Raw genomic sequence first — 17,219 nt, 5'->3', positions numbered from 1 at the left:
ATATGAAACTGAAACATTATAATTTTGCTCTTGCAACTCTTTTTATTTTAGCCTTTAATTTTTCGGCTTTAAGCCAAAATATAGATGTCGACAGCCTTTTGGTAGAAGCCTTGAAAGATGTTCGAGAAAACAAACTTGAATCTGGACTAAAAAAATCACAGCTTGGCATCAAGCTGACTCCTGATTATTTGGATTTTCACCTTCTGGCAGGAAGAATCCACCAATTGAACAAGCAAAATGACAGTGCTAAATATTATTATAATCATGTGATTGCCAAAAATCCAGTCTATGAAGATGCCTTCTTGTATCTGATTAACCTACATTTAGAAGAAAAAAATTACTCCGAAGCTGAATTTTTAGTAGACAAAGCCATTGCAATCCATCCACAAAAAAAGTATTTTAAATTGAAAAAATGGAATGTCTTGCAGTTGAAAAATGATGAAAAAGCGGAATTACTTTACCTAAAAACTATCGAACCAGAATTTCCAAATGATGAAGAAATAAAACAACGCATTTTCTTTTTGGATTCTAAAATTAACTCCGATCGAATTGGTGTAAACTATAGTTATACAACTTTTGATAGGGACAATTATGGACCATGGCATCTAGGAAGTGTCCAATACATCCGTGAAAGAAGTTGGGGTTCTTTGATTGGAAGAATCAACTATGCAGACCGTTTTGCTTTTGACGAAAGTATTGCAAACGGACTACAATATGAAGCAGAATCTTATATTTTTACTGGAAAAATGAGCTATTCTTATATTGGTGCAGCTTATAGTGATGATCTAGTTTTCCCCAAATTGAGATTAGGATATTCCTATTTTCAGAATTTCAAAAAAGGTTGGGAAGCCGATTTAGGTTTCCGATTTACAAAAGCTGATAATCGGGAATTCAAGACCGGAGTTATCGGGATTGGTAAATATTTAGGTGCCTATTGGATTAATTTCAGAACCTTTATTCAAAACGAAAAAAGCGATTTCTATCCCGCTTTTACCCTCACGACGCGGTACTATTTTGACACACGATTTGATTATCTAACCGTGATTGCCGGTTATGGAACTTCACCTGATGAACGAACAACTCTAGGGCAATTTGATCAAAGGGTAGCTCTTGATTCCTACCGAATGGGTGGTGGCTATTACAGGATTTTCAACAATCACTATGTAACTGGAATTCAGGCAACTTTTAATAATCAGGAATATACTCCAGGCCTCAAACAGAATGAATTGGAACTGTCTTTGATGTTTCAATATAAATTCTAAAAAATGCCTCAAAAAATTTTTCAATATATTTTTCTGATATTTCTAAGCTTCAAGACGATGGCACAATCCGAAATTAGTATTGAAACTAACAATGATACCGCATACAGGATCATTCTTTCATCTGAAAATTCAGAAAATGCTGGTTTGATTTTAAAAAACTATTTGGACAAAGTTTTTAAAGTCCCAATCTCTATTTTGCCGAAAGGCGAAAGCAGCAATGTTGCCATCTATTTGAAAGTTGACGGAAACTTAAAAAAAAATACATTTAGCCTCGAAAGTGACGAGAAAAGCCTCTACATCAATGGTCAAAATGAAAAATTGCTTCGTTATGGGGTTTATACTTTGCTCGAAAAATGGGGATTCCGAAAGTTTACCGCTTCGGTTGAATATGTACCTGAGAAAACTATTTTTTATTTTCCAAAAAACACAAGGCAAATTCATGAGCCTTCATTTGAATACCGAGCCCTTTTCTATCCAGATGCATTTGACGAAAGCTTTCGTGAATGGCACAAACTAGATTGGCATCCTGATGATTTTGGGATTTGGGGACATTCATTCGACATCCTTTTGCCATCGAAGGAAAATTTCGAAAAAAATCCAAACTTCTTTGCATTATACGAAGAAAAAAGAAGACCCGAATCATTGTGTATGACCAATGACACCGTTGTTAATTTGGTTGTCGAAAAAATAGCTAAAATTATATCCCAACGTCCTGATGCTCAATTTTATTCCATCAGTCAAAATGATGATGTAATTTATTGTGAATGTGAAGAATGCAAAAAAATAAATGCTGAATTTGGTGGTCCACAAGGGGGATTGTATCATTTTTTGAACCGGATTGCAGCCCGTTTTCCTGATACGAAATTTACGACTTTGGCTTATCTTCACACTTATAATCCTCCAATTCATCTGAAGATTGAACCCAATATCTACACGCTTTTTTCCCCAATTGAATTGGATCGCGGGAAATTGTTTAACGATAATTCGTCTTTCAAAAAAATAATAAAAAATTGGAAATCAACCACTTCTCATTTGTATTTTTGGGATTATACCGTTCAATTTTCGAATTATTTATCACCTTTCCCTAACCTTCATACTTTCTCTGAAAATTATAAGTTCCTAAAAAAAAATGAGGTAAAAGGACTTTTCGTTCAAGGTTATGCCGATGTTCAAGGGGATTTTTCAGAATTGAGGCAGTATATTTTAGCGAAACTTTTATGGAATGTCAACATTGACGTTGATGAAGTTACTAATGACTTTTTAAGAGGTTTTTATGGAAAAGCCGCTCCTTCGATTCGGAACTATTTAGCTCTTTTGACCAAAAATCAGATGAAAGCCAATAGATACTTGGACATTTATTCGGGTCCTGTTCAAAGCCGAAATACGTTCCTAACTCCCGAAGCCATGGATCAATATGATCAATTGATTGAAGAAGCGGAAAAGGCGGTTAACGATGATGTTGAACTGAGAAAACGAGTTTCAAAGCTACGTTTGGCTCTTGAATATGTTTATTTTGAACAATCAAAATTTTATGGAAAAGATCCACACGGAATGTTTGTTACGGATGAAAATGGACAAAAAAAAGTGCGAAATGGTCTTACCGACAGAGTTCAAGATTTTGTAACCCAATGCAATCAATTGGGAATTTATGAATTAGGTGAAGAAGGGGTTTCTCCAGATCAATATTTGAAAGATTGGTTAGAAATCATTAAAAACACAACCTCTCATTTGGGTGAAAACCTCGAAGTGATTTTTTTAACTGAACCTGCTGAAGAGTTTAAAGGAAAGGGAAGTGATGGACTAGTGGATGGAAACCGAGGGTATAAAGATTTCAATATCAACTGGATTGGATGGTATGGAACCGATCCCGAGATTGAAATAAAAACAAACAATTTAGACTTTAATCACCTGAATATTAATTTTCTAGAAGATCAACGGCATTGGGTTTTTATTCCAAAAAAAGTCACACTGTTAGGTTTATATAAAGGTAAATGGAAAGAAATTGAAAAACGTGAAATCAATGATTTAACAGAAAATTATACCAACAATAGCAAACAATTAGGGTTTTATAGTGAAAGTTTTAGTATGTTTACTACAATTAGAATTTTGATTCAAAATCAGGAAGACTTACCATTTTGGCGAAAGCGAAAAAATAAAAAACCAATGGTAATGCTAGACGAAATTGAATTATTAAAAAAATAATTGCAAACCCCAAATGAGCAATCCTAAGAAAATATTAATCGTAGAAGACGATGAACTGATGATCAAGATACTCCAGTTCGTCCTCAAAAAAGAAGGCTACCAACTTACTATAGCCAAAGACGGACTAAATGCTATAGAACGAATTCCGATAATCGAACCCGATATGGTTTTAACGGATGTGATGCTACCCTACAAATCAGGTCTGGAAGTGGTGAACTACATCAAGGAAAATTTCCCCAATATGCCAGTAATTGTACTTTCGGCTTTGGGAGAAGAGGAACGAACTGTTGTTGAAGCGTTTAAGCTTGGAGCTGATGATTTTGTTGCAAAACCTTTTAACCCTAACGAATTGATATTGAGAGTCAAACGATTGTTTAATTGACAAGTCATTTTTCTAAAATGTCCATTCGGAGTACTTAATTCTTAGGTTCCTTTCAAAAAACGTATATTTGCAGAAAATTAAGGCAAATGACTACTTTTGAGCAATTCAATCTTCCAAAATCCGTACAAAAAGCAATTGACGAATTAGGGTTCACTACTCCTACTCCAATTCAGGAAAAATCTTTTTCGGTAATCATGTCCGGAAGGGATATGATGGGTATTGCCCAAACAGGAACGGGTAAAACCTTTGCCTATTTGTTGCCATTGCTGAAATTATACAAATTTACACCAACCAATACTCCAAAAATTGTGATTCTGGTTCCAACACGTGAACTTGTGGTTCAGGTTGTGGAAGAAGTTGAAAAACTGACCAAATATATGTCGGTTAAAAGTCTTGGAATTTATGGTGGTGTCAACATCAACACACAAAAGAAAGCCGTTTACGAAGGAATTGATATCTTGGTAGGAACTCCAGGACGTGTAATGGATTTGGCTTTGGATGCCGTTATTCGCTTTGACGAAACTCAAAAATTAGTCATCGATGAATTTGATGAGATGTTAAATCTTGGTTTCAGAACACAGTTGACAGCCATCTTGGCGATGATGAAAGGAAAGCGTCAAAACATACTATTTTCGGCCACCATGACGGATGAAGTGGATGCTGTTTTGAATGATTATTTTGATTTCCCGGAAGAAGTAACACTTGCCGAATCTGGAACTCCACTAGAGAACATTACTCAAATTACTTATAACGTTCCTAATTTCAACACAAAAATTAACCTGTTGAAATATCTCTTGAAAACAGATGAAACAATGGATCGTATTTTGGTTTTCGTCAACAATAAAAAGATTTCCGACATGCTTCATGAACGAATTGAAGCTGATTTTGAAGGAGAATTTGGTGTAATCCACTCCAATAAATCTCAGAATTACCGTTTGAGTACGATGGCATCATTTCAAGAAGGAAACCTCCGCGGAATCATTACTACGGATATTATGGCTAGAGGTTTGGACATTTCGAATATCTCACATGTTATCAACTTTGAAATGCCGGAACTTCCAGAATTATATATGCATAGAATTGGTAGAACCGGTCGTGCTGATGCTACTGGAACTGCCATTAGTTTCTTTACTCCGAGAGAAGAGGAATTTAAAATTGAGGTAGAATTGTTGATGAATACTGAACTTGGTATCGAAACTTTCCCCGAAGAAGTTGAAATTTCCACTCAATTGATTGGTCCTGAAAAAGACAAGCAACCTATCAAGTTTTTAATGAAAAAAGTGAAACTTGATGGCGATGGTGCTTTTCATGAAAAGGCAAAAAAGAATAAAAAGGTCAATCTTGGTGGTCCATCAAAAACCAAAAAGAAAACTTCAGGTTCTGTAAATCGAAACATGCTGAAGACTAGGGATAAAAAAAGAAAAGATAAAAAGTAAACTTTCGTTTACCTTTTATCTTCAACTAACTAACTCAATTAAATTTTCTTATTTCTTGTAAGATTTCAAGAACTCAACTGCATCATTTGCACTTGATAATTCCGCGTGTTTCAAAGCGGTATTTCCTTTTTCATCTTTTGTATCGATTCGGGCTCCTTTTGAAAGCAAAAGCTTGATCATTTCTACATTGTTGTAACGAGAAGCGATCATTAACGGCGTCATTCCGTTATAGGTTTGATTTACATCTCCACCGTATTCAATGATTTTTTTAGCAGTTTCAGAATCTCCTTTACTGATGGCTACACCAAGTGGATTTGTAGCATAAAATGGTGTTGAACTGTAATCTGATGCAAATGCATTAACAGAAAGGGCAAGTGCCAAACTTAAATAAACGATTGATTTTTTCATGATGATTGATTTTAATGATTAATGAGTATTGATTATTTGATTTTAATTTTGATTTAATTACAGTGAGTCCATTTCTTCGATTATTTTTAGGTCTTCTGTAATGGTTTCTTCAACTGTCTTTTGACGTTTTAGATTTTCAATTGCTGAAAATTCAGTTTCGAATGGATTACTTTCGATAACTTTTAAATTCTCTGCAATAACTTCGTCGATAGTTTTTTGATGTTTTAATTTTTCTACATCTTCGCTCAACTGACCTGCTTCTTCTGCTTTTACCTTTTTAAATTTTGATAAAATTACTTCAGAATTGTTTTCGATGTTGAAAGTTGTAGTTAAATAATGATTAGCTTTTGATTCAGAAGTTGAAGCTAATGTTACGTTAGAAAAAGCGACTAACGCCAGTACTAATGTTGTGATTGATTTCATGATAATTGATTTAAATGATTGATTGATGATTATATAAAAGTAGACGCCAAGCTTTTATATTTGTTACAGCATCAGTTTATTAAAAAATAAATTTTAACATTTATCAAAATCTTATGAAAACAAAAAACCGCCATTTGACGGCGGTTTCGAGCGTATTTTCGTTCAAAAAAATTTTTTAATTTTAACAAAAAAAATTAAGATTGAGTGTTTTTATATTCTTCCAAAAACTGATTTACATTGCTTTCTATTCTATCATTTATATTTGAAATATCGGCTTTGTTGAATTTTTCTCCTAAGATATTTTCAAATAATTCGATATAACGTTCAGAAACCGAAGCGATATATTCCTCATTCATGTCTGGAATTTGCTGACCGTCTTTTCCTTGAAAACCATTTGCAATCAACCATTGACGCACAAATTCCTTTGAAAGTTGCTTTTGTTCCTCTCCTCTATCCTGACGCTCCTGATAACCTTCTTTGTAGAAATAACGAGAAGAATCTGGTGTGTGGATTTCATCAATCAGGACAATTTTGCCGTCTTTTGTTTTTCCGAATTCATATTTTGTATCCACTAAAATCAAACCTCTATCGGCAGCAATTTCGGTTCCTTTGTTGTATAAAACATGGGTATAATTTTCAAGAACTAGGTAATCTTCTTCAGAAACGATTCCTTTTGCCAAAATATCCTCGCGGGAAATATCTTCGTCGTGTTCGCCATTGTCTGCCTTTGTTGTTGGAGTAATGATGGGTTCTGGAAATTTATCGTTTTCTTTTAAACCTTCTGGCATTGTAACACCACAAATCGTTCTTTTTCCTGCATTGTATTCTCTTGCGGCATGACCCGAAAGATAGCCTCTGATGACCATTTCTACTTTGAAAGGTTCACACAAATGACCAACAGCTACGTTTGGATCAGGAGTGGCAATCAACCAATTTGGTACCAAATGTTCGGTCATTTGCATGAAACGAGTGGCAATTTGGTTCAGGATTTGACCTTTGTAGGGAATTCCTTTTGGCATCACGACGTCAAATGCCGAAAGCCTATCGGTAGCTACCATTACAAGAAGCTCATCATTGATGTTATAAACTTCACGCACTTTTCCTCTGTAAACTGATTTTTGGTTGGGAAAATTGAAGTCGGTTGTAGTTATTGTATTGCTCATTTAGTGGGTTGTTGTGTTGTTATTTTGAAGTACAAATTTAAAACTATTTCAGAGAGTTTTGCAAAGTTTGTTTTAAAGATTATTGTGTGTGTGTTTTTGCCACTGATTCACAGATTTTTTAAAGGCTTTTTACTTTTTATTAAAAAATAATTTTAGAATTTTAATTGCTATTAGTATAAAAATCAAAGCTAATAGAATTGCTAAACCGATTGCCCAAAGTGGATAAATGGTGGTGTGCCAACTTGGAACGATGGATGTAAAAAAATCAAAATTGCTAAGAAATGCTAGAAGCACTATACCCACAATAAAAAGAATTACGACTAGTTTTTTCATAAATTACATTTACCAACTAACCCCGATTGAAGTGGAAATAAAATTCCCCCAGGGTTTGGGGGAATTTTATTGTAACGGAAAGCGGGAACATGGATTATTCTCTGCCCGAGCGATTCGTTTCTAAAAAAATTAATCGTGATTTTCAATCTGCTTGTAAGCATCAATTACCTTTTTCACTAATCGATGACGGACAATATCCTTGTCATCCAGATAAATAATTCCAATGCCTTCTACATCTTTCAAAACCAAAATCGCTTCCTTGAGTCCTGAAATGGTTCTTCGAGGCAAATCGACTTGTCCTGGATCGCCCGTTATCATGAACTTGGCATTTTTTCCCATACGGGTCAGGAACATTTTCATTTGAGAATGGGTCGTATTTTGGGCTTCATCAAGAATCACAAAGGCATTATCGAGGGTTCTTCCTCTCATAAACGCCAATGGTGCAATTTGGATGATTCCTTTTAGGATATAATCTTCGAGTTTTTCATTCGGAAGCATGTCGCGTAAAGCATCGTAAAGCGGTTGCATATAAGGATCTAGCTTTTCCTTCATGTCTCCAGGAAGGAATCCGAGGTTTTCACCAGCTTCAACCGCAGGACGTGTCAGGATAATTCGCTTGACTTGCTTTTCTTTCAAGGCTTTCACGGCCATGGCGACACCTGTATAGGTTTTTCCTGTTCCGGCTGGACCTACTGCAAAAACCATGTCGTTCTTGTTTACCGTATCGACAAGCAATTGCTGGTTTGGAGTCATCGCCTTGATGATTTTTCCCCCAACGCCGTGAACAAGAATCTTGTCGTGATCGCCCATTCGTTCTACTTGTTGGCTTCCTCCTTCTATGACTCTTTCGATGACATTATCGTCGATATTATTGTAACGTGTAAAGTGAAGCATCAATCGTTGGAAGCGGTTTTCAAACTCGTCCAGCACTTCTTTTTCTCCAAATGCCTTGATTGTTGTCCCTCTGGCAACGATTTTCAATTTTGGATAATATTTTTTAATGGTTTCAAGATGAGTGTCTTGAGCACCCCAAAAATCTTTCGGGGCGATGTCTATGAGCTCGATGGTTCTTTCGTTCAAAAGCAGATTTATTAGGATTAGTATTTTTATGGTATTCCGAAACTACAAATAAAAAATTCTATTTAATTAAAGCCGAAAATGCTTTAGCTTTGCGTTTCTCAAATTTAATAAAAAATAGGCTAAGGTTCTGCCAATAGTTATAAACAAAATGATGTCAATAATTACCCTTACTACCGATTATGGATTAAAAGACCACTTTGTTGGTGCTTTGAAGGGTAAAATTCTATCGGAATTTGCTGAGGCTAAGATTATTGACATTTCGCATAACATTGATCCATTTAATACAGCCGAAGCCAGTTATGTTATTGGAGCCGGATATGCCAGTTTTCCCAAAGGAACCGTACATATAATTGGTGTTGATTTGGAACGAAATAAAGAGAACCAACATATAGCGATTGAATGGAACGATCATTTTTTTATTTGTGCCGATAACGGAATTCTAAGCATGCTGACACAAAAAATCCTGCCTCAAAAGATGGTAACAATCAATATTCACGATCGTTTTCCAACTGATGCAACTGACCTTGATGTGTTTGTGAAAGTAGCTTGTCATTTGTCAAAAGGCGGTTTATTGAATGTTATTGGGAAAGAAATAAAAACCATAAAAGAAATTACCGAATTACAGCCTGTGGTTGCAACCGATGGAAATTCCATCAAAGGATATGTGATTTATATTGATCATTTTGGAAACGTTGTTACCAATATTTCTAAGAAGCTTTTTATGGAAACGGCCAAAGGTCGTCCTTATGAAATCGAGATGAACAAAGGGTTGCGACAAGACAAGGCAAATATTAAAAACATCTGGCCCAAATATTCGGATATTGCCATTTCAGATAAATATCCGGTAAAGTATTTTGAAGGACAAAAATTGGCGATTTTTAATGAAGCTGGTTATTTAGAAATTGCCATTTTTAGGAGTAATCCCAATACTGTTGGAAGTGCTTCGAGTCTTTTAGGCTTGAATTATAGGGATGGTATTACCGTTGTTTTTGGAAAATAATTTATAGTTTAAATATGTTTGTACGAATAGTAAAATTGAGTTTTCACGAAGAAAAGATTCCGTTGTTTCTGGAAAATTTCGAATTGATGAAAGAGAAAATACGAAATGCTCCAGGAAACCGTTTCTTAGAATTGTATCAGGACAAGAACAACAAGTGTATCTTTTTTACTTACAGCTATTGGGAAACCGAAGAAGACTTAGAAAATTATAGGAACTCTGAACTTTTTTATGATGTTTGGACCTATACAAAGCAATTTTTCAACGACAAACCAGAGGCTTGGAGTGTCGATAAATTAGTTACTTTAGTTTGAGGTTCAAAGTTCCTAGTTGAACAACCTTAAACTTTAAACCTTAAATTTTTAAACAAAAAAGTAGATGAAAGCCATTCTTTTCAGGGAAATAAAATCCTTTTTCGGTTCGCCAATAGGTTATCTGGTGATTGCCATTTTTCTTTTGCTCAACGGATTGTTCCTTTGGGTTTTTGAAGGAGATTTTAATATTTTAGACAGCGGTTTTGCCGATTTGAGTCCGTTTTTCACCTTGGCTCCGTGGATTTTAATCTTCTTGATTCCAGCCGTTACGATGCGAAGTTTTTCGGATGAAAAGAAACAAGGAACACTTGAATTGCTATTGACTAAACCTGTCACAATCTGGCAAATAGTAAACGGAAAGTTTTTCGGAGCTTTGCTTTTAATCATCATCGCCATCATCCCGACCCTGATTTATGTTTGGGTCATTTATGGTTTGGGATTGCCTGAAGGAAACCTTGATTTGGGAAGCACTTTAGGTTCCTATTTTGGCCTTTTATTCTTAATTTCGGCCTATTCTGCCATTGGTATTTTCACCTCTACCCTATCCGATAATCAAATTGTGGCGTTTATACTTTCGGTATTTTTGTGCTTCTTTTTCTATTTTGGTTTTGAAGGACTTGCAGGCTATTTGACAGGTTTTGAACAAACGGTTTCAACCCTCGGAATGGACAGCCATTTCAAGAGTATGAGCCGTGGTGTTTTGGACACCAGAGACATTCTTTATTTTGTGAGTGTAACAGTTTTATTTTTATCGTTTACTGTTTTTAAATTAAAATCTTTAAAATCGTAATGACCAGCTATACAAAAAATAACATCAAAAAACTGCTGATTACCGTTGTAATTATTGTAATCCTGAATATTCTCGGAAATCAGTTTTTCAAGCGTTTCGACCTTACTTCTGACAATCGATACACCTTGTCGGAAACCACTTTAAACACTTTGAAAAACGTCAAAGATCCTCTTATAATTGATGTTTTTCTAGAAGGAGAATTTCCAGCCCAATTCAAGCGTTTGCAAAGCGAAACTCGTCAAATACTAGAAGAATTTAAGGCTTACAACGAAAATATTATTTTTAATTTCAACGATCCACTTGCTGATGCAGCAACTGCCGAACAGTACACGACTGAATTAATGAGCATCGGATTGACACCAACGAATATCAACCAGAATGTAAAGGGAAAAAAATCGCTTACGCCAATATTTCCTTGGGCAATTGCAAACGTCGGACAAAAATCAGTGGCTGTGCCTTTACTAGTGAATAATTTTGGAAACAAACCGGATCAAAACATCAACCAATCGGTCCAATTATTGGAATTTGCTTTCACAGATGCCATCACAAAACTGACCAATACCGCAAAGAAAAAAATTGCCATCCTGAAAGGAAATGGCGAAATGCAGGACAAATATCTGGCTGATTTTCTATTGAGTACGAAAGAATATTACGCTTTAGGCGAATTCAATCTTGACTCTTTAAAAAATGATTTGCCAAAAGTTTTGGAAAATTTGAAACGTTTTGATGCCGCGATAATTGCCAAACCAACCGAAGCTTTTTCTGATGAAGAAAAATACATTTTGGATCAATATATCATGAACGGTGGGAAAACCATCTGGCTGATTGATCAAGTAAATATTGACCTCGATCATCTTCAAAATGAGGAACAGATGAGTTTGGCTACAGCCAATAATCTGAATATCGATGATATGTTCTTTAAATATGGCGTCCGAATCAATCCTCGATTGGTTCAGGATTTATTGTCGACACCCATTACTGCCAAATCTGCCGAAGGTGCTGATTTTCCTATCGATTGGTTGTATTCTCCTATTTTAAAATCGGAAGAAAACCATCCAATTAATAAAAATATCAATTTGGTAAAAATGGAATTTGCCAACCAGATTGATACCTTAAAAAACAACATCAAGAAAACCGTTTTATTGAAAACCTCTCCACAATCGAGAGTAGTTGGAACACCTGTTTTGGTGGGTTTAAACCAGTTTATGCAAGAGCTTGATGAATCTGTTTTTAATAGTGGGAATCAAATTACGGGAGCCTTATTGGAAGGAAATTTTACATCTGCATTCAAAAATAGAGTAAAACCTTTTTCAATTCCAAAACCTGCTGACGATGGAGTTCCAAACAAGATGATTGTGATTGCTGATGGCGACATCGTAAACTACAATTATGTCAACAAAAAACCGCTCGTAAATGGTTTAGATCAATGGACACAGCAGGTATATGGCAACAAAGATTTTATGATGAATTGCGTGAATTATCTTTTGGATGATAACGGACTTATCAACATCCGAAGCAAAAATATCGAATTGCCTTTGCTGGACGATCAAAAAGTTGCCGATAATTATACCTTCTCACAAATTATAACTGTCGGATTACCAATTATTTTGTTAGGGATTTTTGGTTTAGTTTTTACCTTTTTGAGAAAGAAAAAATACAGCTAAGGGAAATCCCAAAAGACAAAACACAAATAACAAAACCTATTTTGTGAAGAAATAATTTCCAAAATTTCACATTTAAGTTTTTGAAATTTAAACAATTGGAATTTATTTGGATTTTAGAATTTGTCTTTTGAAATTTATAAAGAATAAATGTTAATAAATTTGTTTCCAATATTTGATTCTTTAAGATATATTTGTGGAACATAAAAACAATACACTCCACAAAAAGTGTTTGATTTAAAAAAAATGACAATGAAGTTTATAGTATCGAGTTCGTACTTATTAAAACAATTACAGGTTTTAGGTAGCGTTATTAATAGCAACAATACCTTGCCTATCCTGGATAATTTCCTTTTTGAATTAGACAATAATTTATTGACTGTTTCTGCATCCGATTTAGAAACAACAATGTCAGCCACACTTGAGATTGATTCTACAAGCAAAGGAAGCGTTGCCGTTCCTGCAAAATTGCTTTTGGAAATCCTTAAAACTTTTCCAGAACAGCCTCTAACTTTTACCGTTGAAGATAATAACACCATCGAAATCAGCTCTAATTCTGGTAAATATGCCTTGGCGTATGCTCCAGGAGACGAATTTCCAAAATCTGTAAGCTTGGACGATCCTTCTACGACTTTGGTTCCTGCTGATGTTTTGGCGACTGCCGTTAGCAAAACGATTTTCGCTGCAGGAAATGATGATTTGAGACCCGTTATGTCTGGCGTTTTCTTCCAGTTTTCTCCAGAAGGTTTGACTTTCGTGGCAACAGATGCTCATAAATTGGTAAAATATGCAAGAACAGATGTGAAAGCTTCTCAGGTTGCTGATTTTATTATGCCGAAGAAACCTTTAAATATCTTGAAAAGTATTTTAGGTGCATCTGATGCTGAAGTAAAAATTGAATACAACGATTCGAATGCTACTTTTTCATTCGATAATTATATCTTGATGTGTCGCTTGATTGATGGAAAATATCCAAACTATGAAGCGGTAATTCCGAAAGAAAATCCAAACAAATTATTGATTAACCGTGCTCAATTTTTGAGTTCTGTTCGTCGTGTTGCGATTTTCTCAAACAAGACTACACACCAAATCCGTTTGAAAATTGCTGGTGCAGAATTGAATATTTCTGCCGAAGATATAGATTACTCAAACAAGGCAGAAGAACGTTTGACTTGTGATTATCAAGGAGACGATATGCAAATTGGTTTCAACTCACGTTTCCTTACCGAAATGCTTACTAACCTTCAATCGGATGAAATTCAATTGGAAATGTCATTACCTAACAGAGCTGGTATTTTGACTCCTGTTGATGGACTTGAAGATGGTGAAACCGTTACAATGCTTGTGATGCCTGTAATGCTGAACAACTAAAATTCGCTAATCAACCAACCATTTTTTATATTTAAAAAACCGTAATTCAATTTGAGTTACGGTTTTTTGCTTTTAGAATACTATTTTTAAAGATGCAGCAATTATTTGGCGAAAGCCAAAATTAACTAATCATTATGAAGTGCCAATAACGGAATCTTGAGATGAAAGGCCATTTTCTTGGTTAAACTGGTATGGAAAAGACCTTCCCAGAAGCTTCTTTTTTGGTTGAGCATAGCTAAAATATTAATTCTGTAAAGGTTTACAAAATCTACAATAGTGTCTTCTACATCTTTACTTTCGATAATATGAAACGTCACTTTTTCTTCCTTGAAAATCACTTTCCAATCGGCAATGATTACTTCATTAACCTCGTTTTCGCTGTTCTTTACAAACAGGCATTCAATATCTGCTTTAAAACCTTTTGCAAGCGGAATTAATTTACGCAAAGCATCCAATTCTTCGATAGTGAATTGTGTCGTAAAGCCAATTTTCTTTATCGGTTCATATTCAGAATTTGCAGGAACACCCAACACTAATGCTTTTGTTCCTGTCATAACACTTGCCGTTGTAGAGCCAATGAAAAACTCCTTCAAACCTGATGCACCACCAGTCCCCATTACGACATAGTCTATAAACTCATCTTTCACTGTTTGGATGATATTGGCAACCAAGTCACCCTGCAACATCACATTGCTGATTTTAATGTGTTCCAATTTATGTTTTTCAGCGATTTTTCTTAACATTGGAATCTGATCCTTGAAGTTTTCAAAGTTGTTCAGCTCCAAGCTTTCATAAACTTCTGCCTGATAAACAGGGATATCCGTATAACTCATATCGATAATTGGCAGTTCATAAACATGAAGTGTAATCAATTCAGCTCCAATGTTCTCGGCGAGTTTCAAAGCATAAACGAAGGCATTGTTTGAAGTTTCTGAAAAATCTGTGGGAAACAATATCTTTCTCATAGCGATTGCGGTTGTTAATTAACAATCTAAAGTTACGAAAACATTCAAGTTATTAGTATGACAATTATCAGTTTTACATATATTTAACGAAAAAATGATTTAAAAAAAAGCTATATGACTGAAAGACTCAATATCCTCACAAGGGATCTTTCGATCTTTAAATCATCCCGATCATTAATTCCTTTTTAATTACTTTTGCACAAAATATTTTTTTTATGATCAATCAGGATTCTATCGTGGCATTGGCAACACCTTCTGGAGCGGGAGCGATTGCTGTTATTCGTATTTCGGGTGAAAATGCTATCAATATTGGAGCTAGCGTTTTCCAGTCGGTTTCAGGAAAAAATCTTGCCAAACAGAAAACCCATACCATTCATTTGGGACATATAGTGGAAGGAGAAAAAGTGCTTGACCAAGTTTTGGTTTCAGTTTTTAAAGGGCCGAATTCCTATACGGGCGAAAACACGATTGAAATTTCTTGTCATGGATCGACCTATATCCAGCAGCAAATTATACAATTATTATTGCGAAAAGGTTGCCGAATGGCTCAAGCGGGAGAGTTTACTTTGAGAGCCTTTCTAAACGGCAAATTAGATCTTTCTCAAGCCGAAGCTGTTGCTGATTTGATCAATTCTGATAACGAAGCTTCGCATCAAATTGCCATGCAGCAAATGCGTGGTGGCTTTAGTAATGAAATTGCCAAATTGCGTGAGGAATTGTTGAATTTTGCATCACTGATTGAACTCGAATTAGACTTTGCCGAAGAAGATGTAGAATTTGCTGATAGAACTCAATTCTATGAACTTTTAAGCCGAATTGAATTTGTCCTGAAACGTCTTATCGATTCGTTTGCCGTTGGAAATGTTATCAAAAACGGAATTCCAGTTGCCATTGTTGGCGAACCAAATGTTGGAAAATCGACACTTTTAAACGCTTTATTAAACGAGGAACGAGCCATTGTTTCGGATATTGCAGGAACGACTCGCGACACGATTGAAGATGAACTGATAATTGATGGCATGAGTTTCCGCTTTATTGATACGGCCGGAATTCGCGAAACTAAAGATGTGGTGGAAAGCATTGGAATCAAAAAAACTTTTGAAAAAATTGAGCAAGCACAGGTTGTCCTTTATTTATTTGACAGTTTAAAGTTTAAAGTTCAAAGCTCTGAATACATCATAGAAATCGAAAAAATAAAGAATCAGTTTCCTTTAAAACCCTTGGTTGTTGTTATTAATAAAGTTGATTTGCTATCGGAAAACGAGGTTCAAAATATCAAAAAACAACTTGAACCATTAAACGTGAAACTCGAATTGATTTCTGCCAAAAACAATGCTGGAATTGAGGATTTAAAAAAGCAATTACTTTCGTTTGTGAACACGGGTGCTTTGCGAAATAATGAAACAATCATCACAAATACAAGACATTACGATTCGTTATTGAAAGCTTTGGAAGAAATTCAAAAAGTAAATTATGGCTTACAAACCAATTTACCAAGTGACTTGATGGCTATTGATATTCGGGAAGCGTTGTATCATTTTGGAAACATCACAGGAGAAGTTACCAATGATGAATTGTTGGGAAATATTTTTGCGAATTTTTGCATCGGGAAGTAATTCTAACTTTTATCTGAAATTATCAAAATTTAAGAAATTCTTACTCCTTAACATACTTTGCCAAAGGATGTTTCTGTCTTTTCAATTCATTTACAAAAATCTTAGAAATTTCAGTAGCTCCTAAAACCGATAAATGCGTATTGTCCTCTATTCCTTTTGGGATATAACTATTTTCATTTGGAGCAAAATGCAGATGCAGTTTCTTGGAACCTTCAACTCCATAGGATTCTTCCAAAAGTTCGGTATAATATTGCATATCAAAGAAAGGAACGTTCATTTCTTGAGCTACCAGACGTGCCTGCAAAGTATAATTTCCGTGGGAATCCAATAAAACACCTTGCTCATTGAATTTTCTTCTGGCAATTGATGAAAACAAAATTGGGATCGCTCCTTTTGCACGAGTTTCCTCCACATAACGCATTAGATTGTGTCGGTAAGAAGTTTGCGGATTGGTATAACGTGTGGGATCGGTATCTTTCCCATCGTTATGGCCAAATTGAATAAAGACATAATTTCCAGGTTGCAACGAGTCTAAAACCGGTTGCCAATGCTTCAAATCCCTAAAACTTCTGGTACTTCTTCCGTTTACCGCGTGGTTTTTAATTGTTACTTTTTCGTTGAAAAACGGACTTAGAACCTGAACCCAGCCACGTTCTGGATTTTCATTAGGATTTGGTTTGTTTGCCATAGTCGAATCTCCGATGGTGTAAATCACAACTGGAGAATTTCCATCTACTGTTTGGGCACTCTTACATCCAAAAGCCAAAATTAAAACTAAAAATAAAGTCTTATAAATTTTCATATGTAGCTGTTTAT

16 protein-coding genes are annotated in these 17,219 nt (G+C 35.2%); 10 read left to right on the top strand and 6 right to left on the bottom strand.

Going from position 1 to position 17,219, the window contains the following annotated elements; all coding sequences use genetic code 11:
- Window positions 1-2 precede the first annotated feature (2 nt).
- The 4 genes from G508_RS0111750 to G508_RS0111735 all read left to right on the top strand — a co-directional run bounded on the left by G508_RS0111750 (window position 3) and on the right by G508_RS0111735 (window position 5,282).
- The gene (locus G508_RS0111750) at window positions 3-1,262 is read left to right on the top strand and encodes a YaiO family outer membrane beta-barrel protein (protein ID WP_026705506.1); all 1,260 of its coding nucleotides are present in this window, start codon (window positions 3-5) and stop codon (window positions 1,260-1,262) included.
- A 3-nt stretch (window positions 1,263-1,265) separates the two neighbouring features.
- The gene (locus G508_RS0111745) at window positions 1,266-3,464 is read left to right on the top strand and encodes a DUF4838 domain-containing protein (RefSeq protein ID WP_035694626.1); all 2,199 of its coding nucleotides are present in this window, start codon (window positions 1,266-1,268) and stop codon (window positions 3,462-3,464) included.
- 13 nt (window positions 3,465-3,477) lie between these two features.
- Entirely contained in the window at window positions 3,478-3,846 is a 369-nt protein-coding gene (locus G508_RS0111740) for a response regulator transcription factor (protein ID WP_026705504.1), read from the top strand.
- Between the two features lie 86 nt (window positions 3,847-3,932).
- Complete coding sequence (locus G508_RS0111735; RefSeq protein ID WP_026705503.1) at window positions 3,933-5,282, top strand: DEAD/DEAH box helicase; 1,350 nt, start codon at window positions 3,933-3,935, stop codon at window positions 5,280-5,282.
- A 48-nt stretch (window positions 5,283-5,330) separates the two neighbouring features.
- On the opposite strand, the gene G508_RS0111730 is transcribed toward G508_RS0111735, so the two are convergent.
- From G508_RS0111730 to G508_RS0111710, 4 genes are all read right to left on the bottom strand, one after another.
- Window positions 5,331-5,690, bottom strand: coding sequence for an ankyrin repeat domain-containing protein (locus G508_RS0111730; protein ID WP_026705502.1), 360 nt, complete (start codon window positions 5,688-5,690; stop codon window positions 5,331-5,333).
- 57 nt (window positions 5,691-5,747) lie between these two features.
- Complete coding sequence (locus tag G508_RS0111725) at window positions 5,748-6,113, bottom strand: hypothetical protein (RefSeq protein ID WP_026705501.1); 366 nt, start codon at window positions 6,111-6,113, stop codon at window positions 5,748-5,750.
- 194 nt (window positions 6,114-6,307) lie between these two features.
- Window positions 6,308-7,276 carry a phosphoribosylaminoimidazolesuccinocarboxamide synthase gene (locus tag G508_RS0111720; RefSeq protein ID WP_026705500.1) on the bottom strand — a complete coding sequence of 323 codons (969 nt, stop codon included), beginning with the start codon at window positions 7,274-7,276 and terminating at the stop codon, window positions 6,308-6,310.
- 462 nt (window positions 7,277-7,738) lie between these two features.
- Window positions 7,739-8,689, bottom strand: coding sequence for a PhoH family protein (locus G508_RS0111710; RefSeq protein WP_026705498.1), 951 nt, complete (start codon window positions 8,687-8,689; stop codon window positions 7,739-7,741).
- A 151-nt stretch (window positions 8,690-8,840) separates the two neighbouring features.
- Between G508_RS0111710 and G508_RS0111705 the strand changes: the two genes are divergently transcribed.
- The 5 genes from G508_RS0111705 to dnaN all read left to right on the top strand — a co-directional run bounded on the left by G508_RS0111705 (window position 8,841) and on the right by dnaN (window position 13,822).
- Window positions 8,841-9,689: an SAM hydrolase/SAM-dependent halogenase family protein gene (locus G508_RS0111705; RefSeq protein ID WP_026705497.1), complete on the top strand. Its 849-nt coding sequence runs from the start codon at window positions 8,841-8,843 to the stop codon at window positions 9,687-9,689.
- Between the two features lie 14 nt (window positions 9,690-9,703).
- Window positions 9,704-10,000, top strand: a complete 297-nt coding sequence (locus G508_RS0111700; RefSeq protein ID WP_026705496.1) for a putative quinol monooxygenase — start codon at window positions 9,704-9,706, stop codon at window positions 9,998-10,000.
- 64 nt (window positions 10,001-10,064) lie between these two features.
- Window positions 10,065-10,790, top strand: coding sequence for a gliding motility-associated ABC transporter permease subunit GldF (gene gldF / locus G508_RS0111695; RefSeq protein ID WP_026705495.1), 726 nt, complete (start codon window positions 10,065-10,067; stop codon window positions 10,788-10,790).
- Window positions 10,790-12,454 (top strand): gliding motility-associated ABC transporter substrate-binding protein GldG, encoded by a 1,665-nt coding sequence (gldG, locus tag G508_RS0111690; RefSeq protein WP_026705494.1) that lies wholly within the window; start codon window positions 10,790-10,792, stop codon window positions 12,452-12,454. The genes gldF and gldG overlap by 1 nt, the downstream gene beginning before the upstream one ends.
- 249 nt (window positions 12,455-12,703) lie before the next feature.
- Entirely contained in the window at window positions 12,704-13,822 is a 1,119-nt protein-coding gene (gene dnaN / locus G508_RS0111680) for a DNA polymerase III subunit beta (protein ID WP_026705492.1), read from the top strand.
- Between the two features lie 125 nt (window positions 13,823-13,947).
- Here the strand turns inward: dnaN and G508_RS0111675 are convergent, their stop codons facing one another.
- Complete coding sequence (locus G508_RS0111675; RefSeq protein WP_026705491.1) at window positions 13,948-14,787, bottom strand: universal stress protein; 840 nt, start codon at window positions 14,785-14,787, stop codon at window positions 13,948-13,950.
- Between the two features lie 215 nt (window positions 14,788-15,002).
- Between G508_RS0111675 and mnmE the strand changes: the two genes are divergently transcribed.
- Entirely contained in the window at window positions 15,003-16,403 is a 1,401-nt protein-coding gene (gene mnmE / locus G508_RS0111670) for a tRNA uridine-5-carboxymethylaminomethyl(34) synthesis GTPase MnmE (RefSeq protein ID WP_026705490.1), read from the top strand.
- Window positions 16,404-16,443: 40 nt separating this feature from the next.
- Here the strand turns inward: mnmE and G508_RS0111665 are convergent, their stop codons facing one another.
- Window positions 16,444-17,205, bottom strand: coding sequence for a rhamnogalacturonan acetylesterase (locus G508_RS0111665; protein ID WP_026705489.1), 762 nt, complete (start codon window positions 17,203-17,205; stop codon window positions 16,444-16,446).
- Window positions 17,206-17,219: the final 14 nt, after the last annotated feature.

It is taken from the genome of Flavobacterium soli DSM 19725 (assembly GCF_000422705.1).
Classification (GTDB): domain Bacteria; phylum Bacteroidota; class Bacteroidia; order Flavobacteriales; family Flavobacteriaceae; genus Flavobacterium; species Flavobacterium soli.
Note: the sequence above shows the minus strand (reverse complement) of the source record. Positions and strands in the feature narration are given on the sequence as shown.

Excerpts from the sequence above, each read along its gene's own strand:
- G508_RS0111750 (WP_026705506.1), top strand. The coding sequence starts at position 3 with ATGAAACTGAAACATTATAATTTTGCTCTTGCAACTCTTTTTATTTTA.
- G508_RS0111745 (WP_035694626.1), top strand. The coding sequence starts at position 1,266 with ATGCCTCAAAAAATTTTTCAATATATTTTTCTGATATTTCTAAGCTTC.
- G508_RS0111740 (WP_026705504.1), top strand. The coding sequence starts at position 3,478 with ATGAGCAATCCTAAGAAAATATTAATCGTAGAAGACGATGAACTGATG.
- G508_RS0111735 (WP_026705503.1), top strand. The coding sequence starts at position 3,933 with ATGACTACTTTTGAGCAATTCAATCTTCCAAAATCCGTACAAAAAGCA.
- G508_RS0111730 (WP_026705502.1), bottom strand. The coding sequence starts at position 5,690 with ATGAAAAAATCAATCGTTTATTTAAGTTTGGCACTTGCCCTTTCTGTT.
- G508_RS0111725 (WP_026705501.1), bottom strand. The coding sequence starts at position 6,113 with ATGAAATCAATCACAACATTAGTACTGGCGTTAGTCGCTTTTTCTAAC.
- G508_RS0111720 (WP_026705500.1), bottom strand. The coding sequence starts at position 7,276 with ATGAGCAATACAATAACTACAACCGACTTCAATTTTCCCAACCAAAAA.
- G508_RS0111705 (WP_026705497.1), top strand. The coding sequence starts at position 8,841 with ATGTCAATAATTACCCTTACTACCGATTATGGATTAAAAGACCACTTT.
- G508_RS0111700 (WP_026705496.1), top strand. The coding sequence starts at position 9,704 with ATGTTTGTACGAATAGTAAAATTGAGTTTTCACGAAGAAAAGATTCCG.
- gldF (WP_026705495.1), top strand. The coding sequence starts at position 10,065 with ATGAAAGCCATTCTTTTCAGGGAAATAAAATCCTTTTTCGGTTCGCCA.
- gldG (WP_026705494.1), top strand. The coding sequence starts at position 10,790 with ATGACCAGCTATACAAAAAATAACATCAAAAAACTGCTGATTACCGTT.
- dnaN (WP_026705492.1), top strand. The coding sequence starts at position 12,704 with ATGAAGTTTATAGTATCGAGTTCGTACTTATTAAAACAATTACAGGTT.
- G508_RS0111675 (WP_026705491.1), bottom strand. The coding sequence starts at position 14,787 with ATGAGAAAGATATTGTTTCCCACAGATTTTTCAGAAACTTCAAACAAT.
- mnmE (WP_026705490.1), top strand. The coding sequence starts at position 15,003 with ATGATCAATCAGGATTCTATCGTGGCATTGGCAACACCTTCTGGAGCG.
- G508_RS0111665 (WP_026705489.1), bottom strand. The coding sequence starts at position 17,205 with ATGAAAATTTATAAGACTTTATTTTTAGTTTTAATTTTGGCTTTTGGA.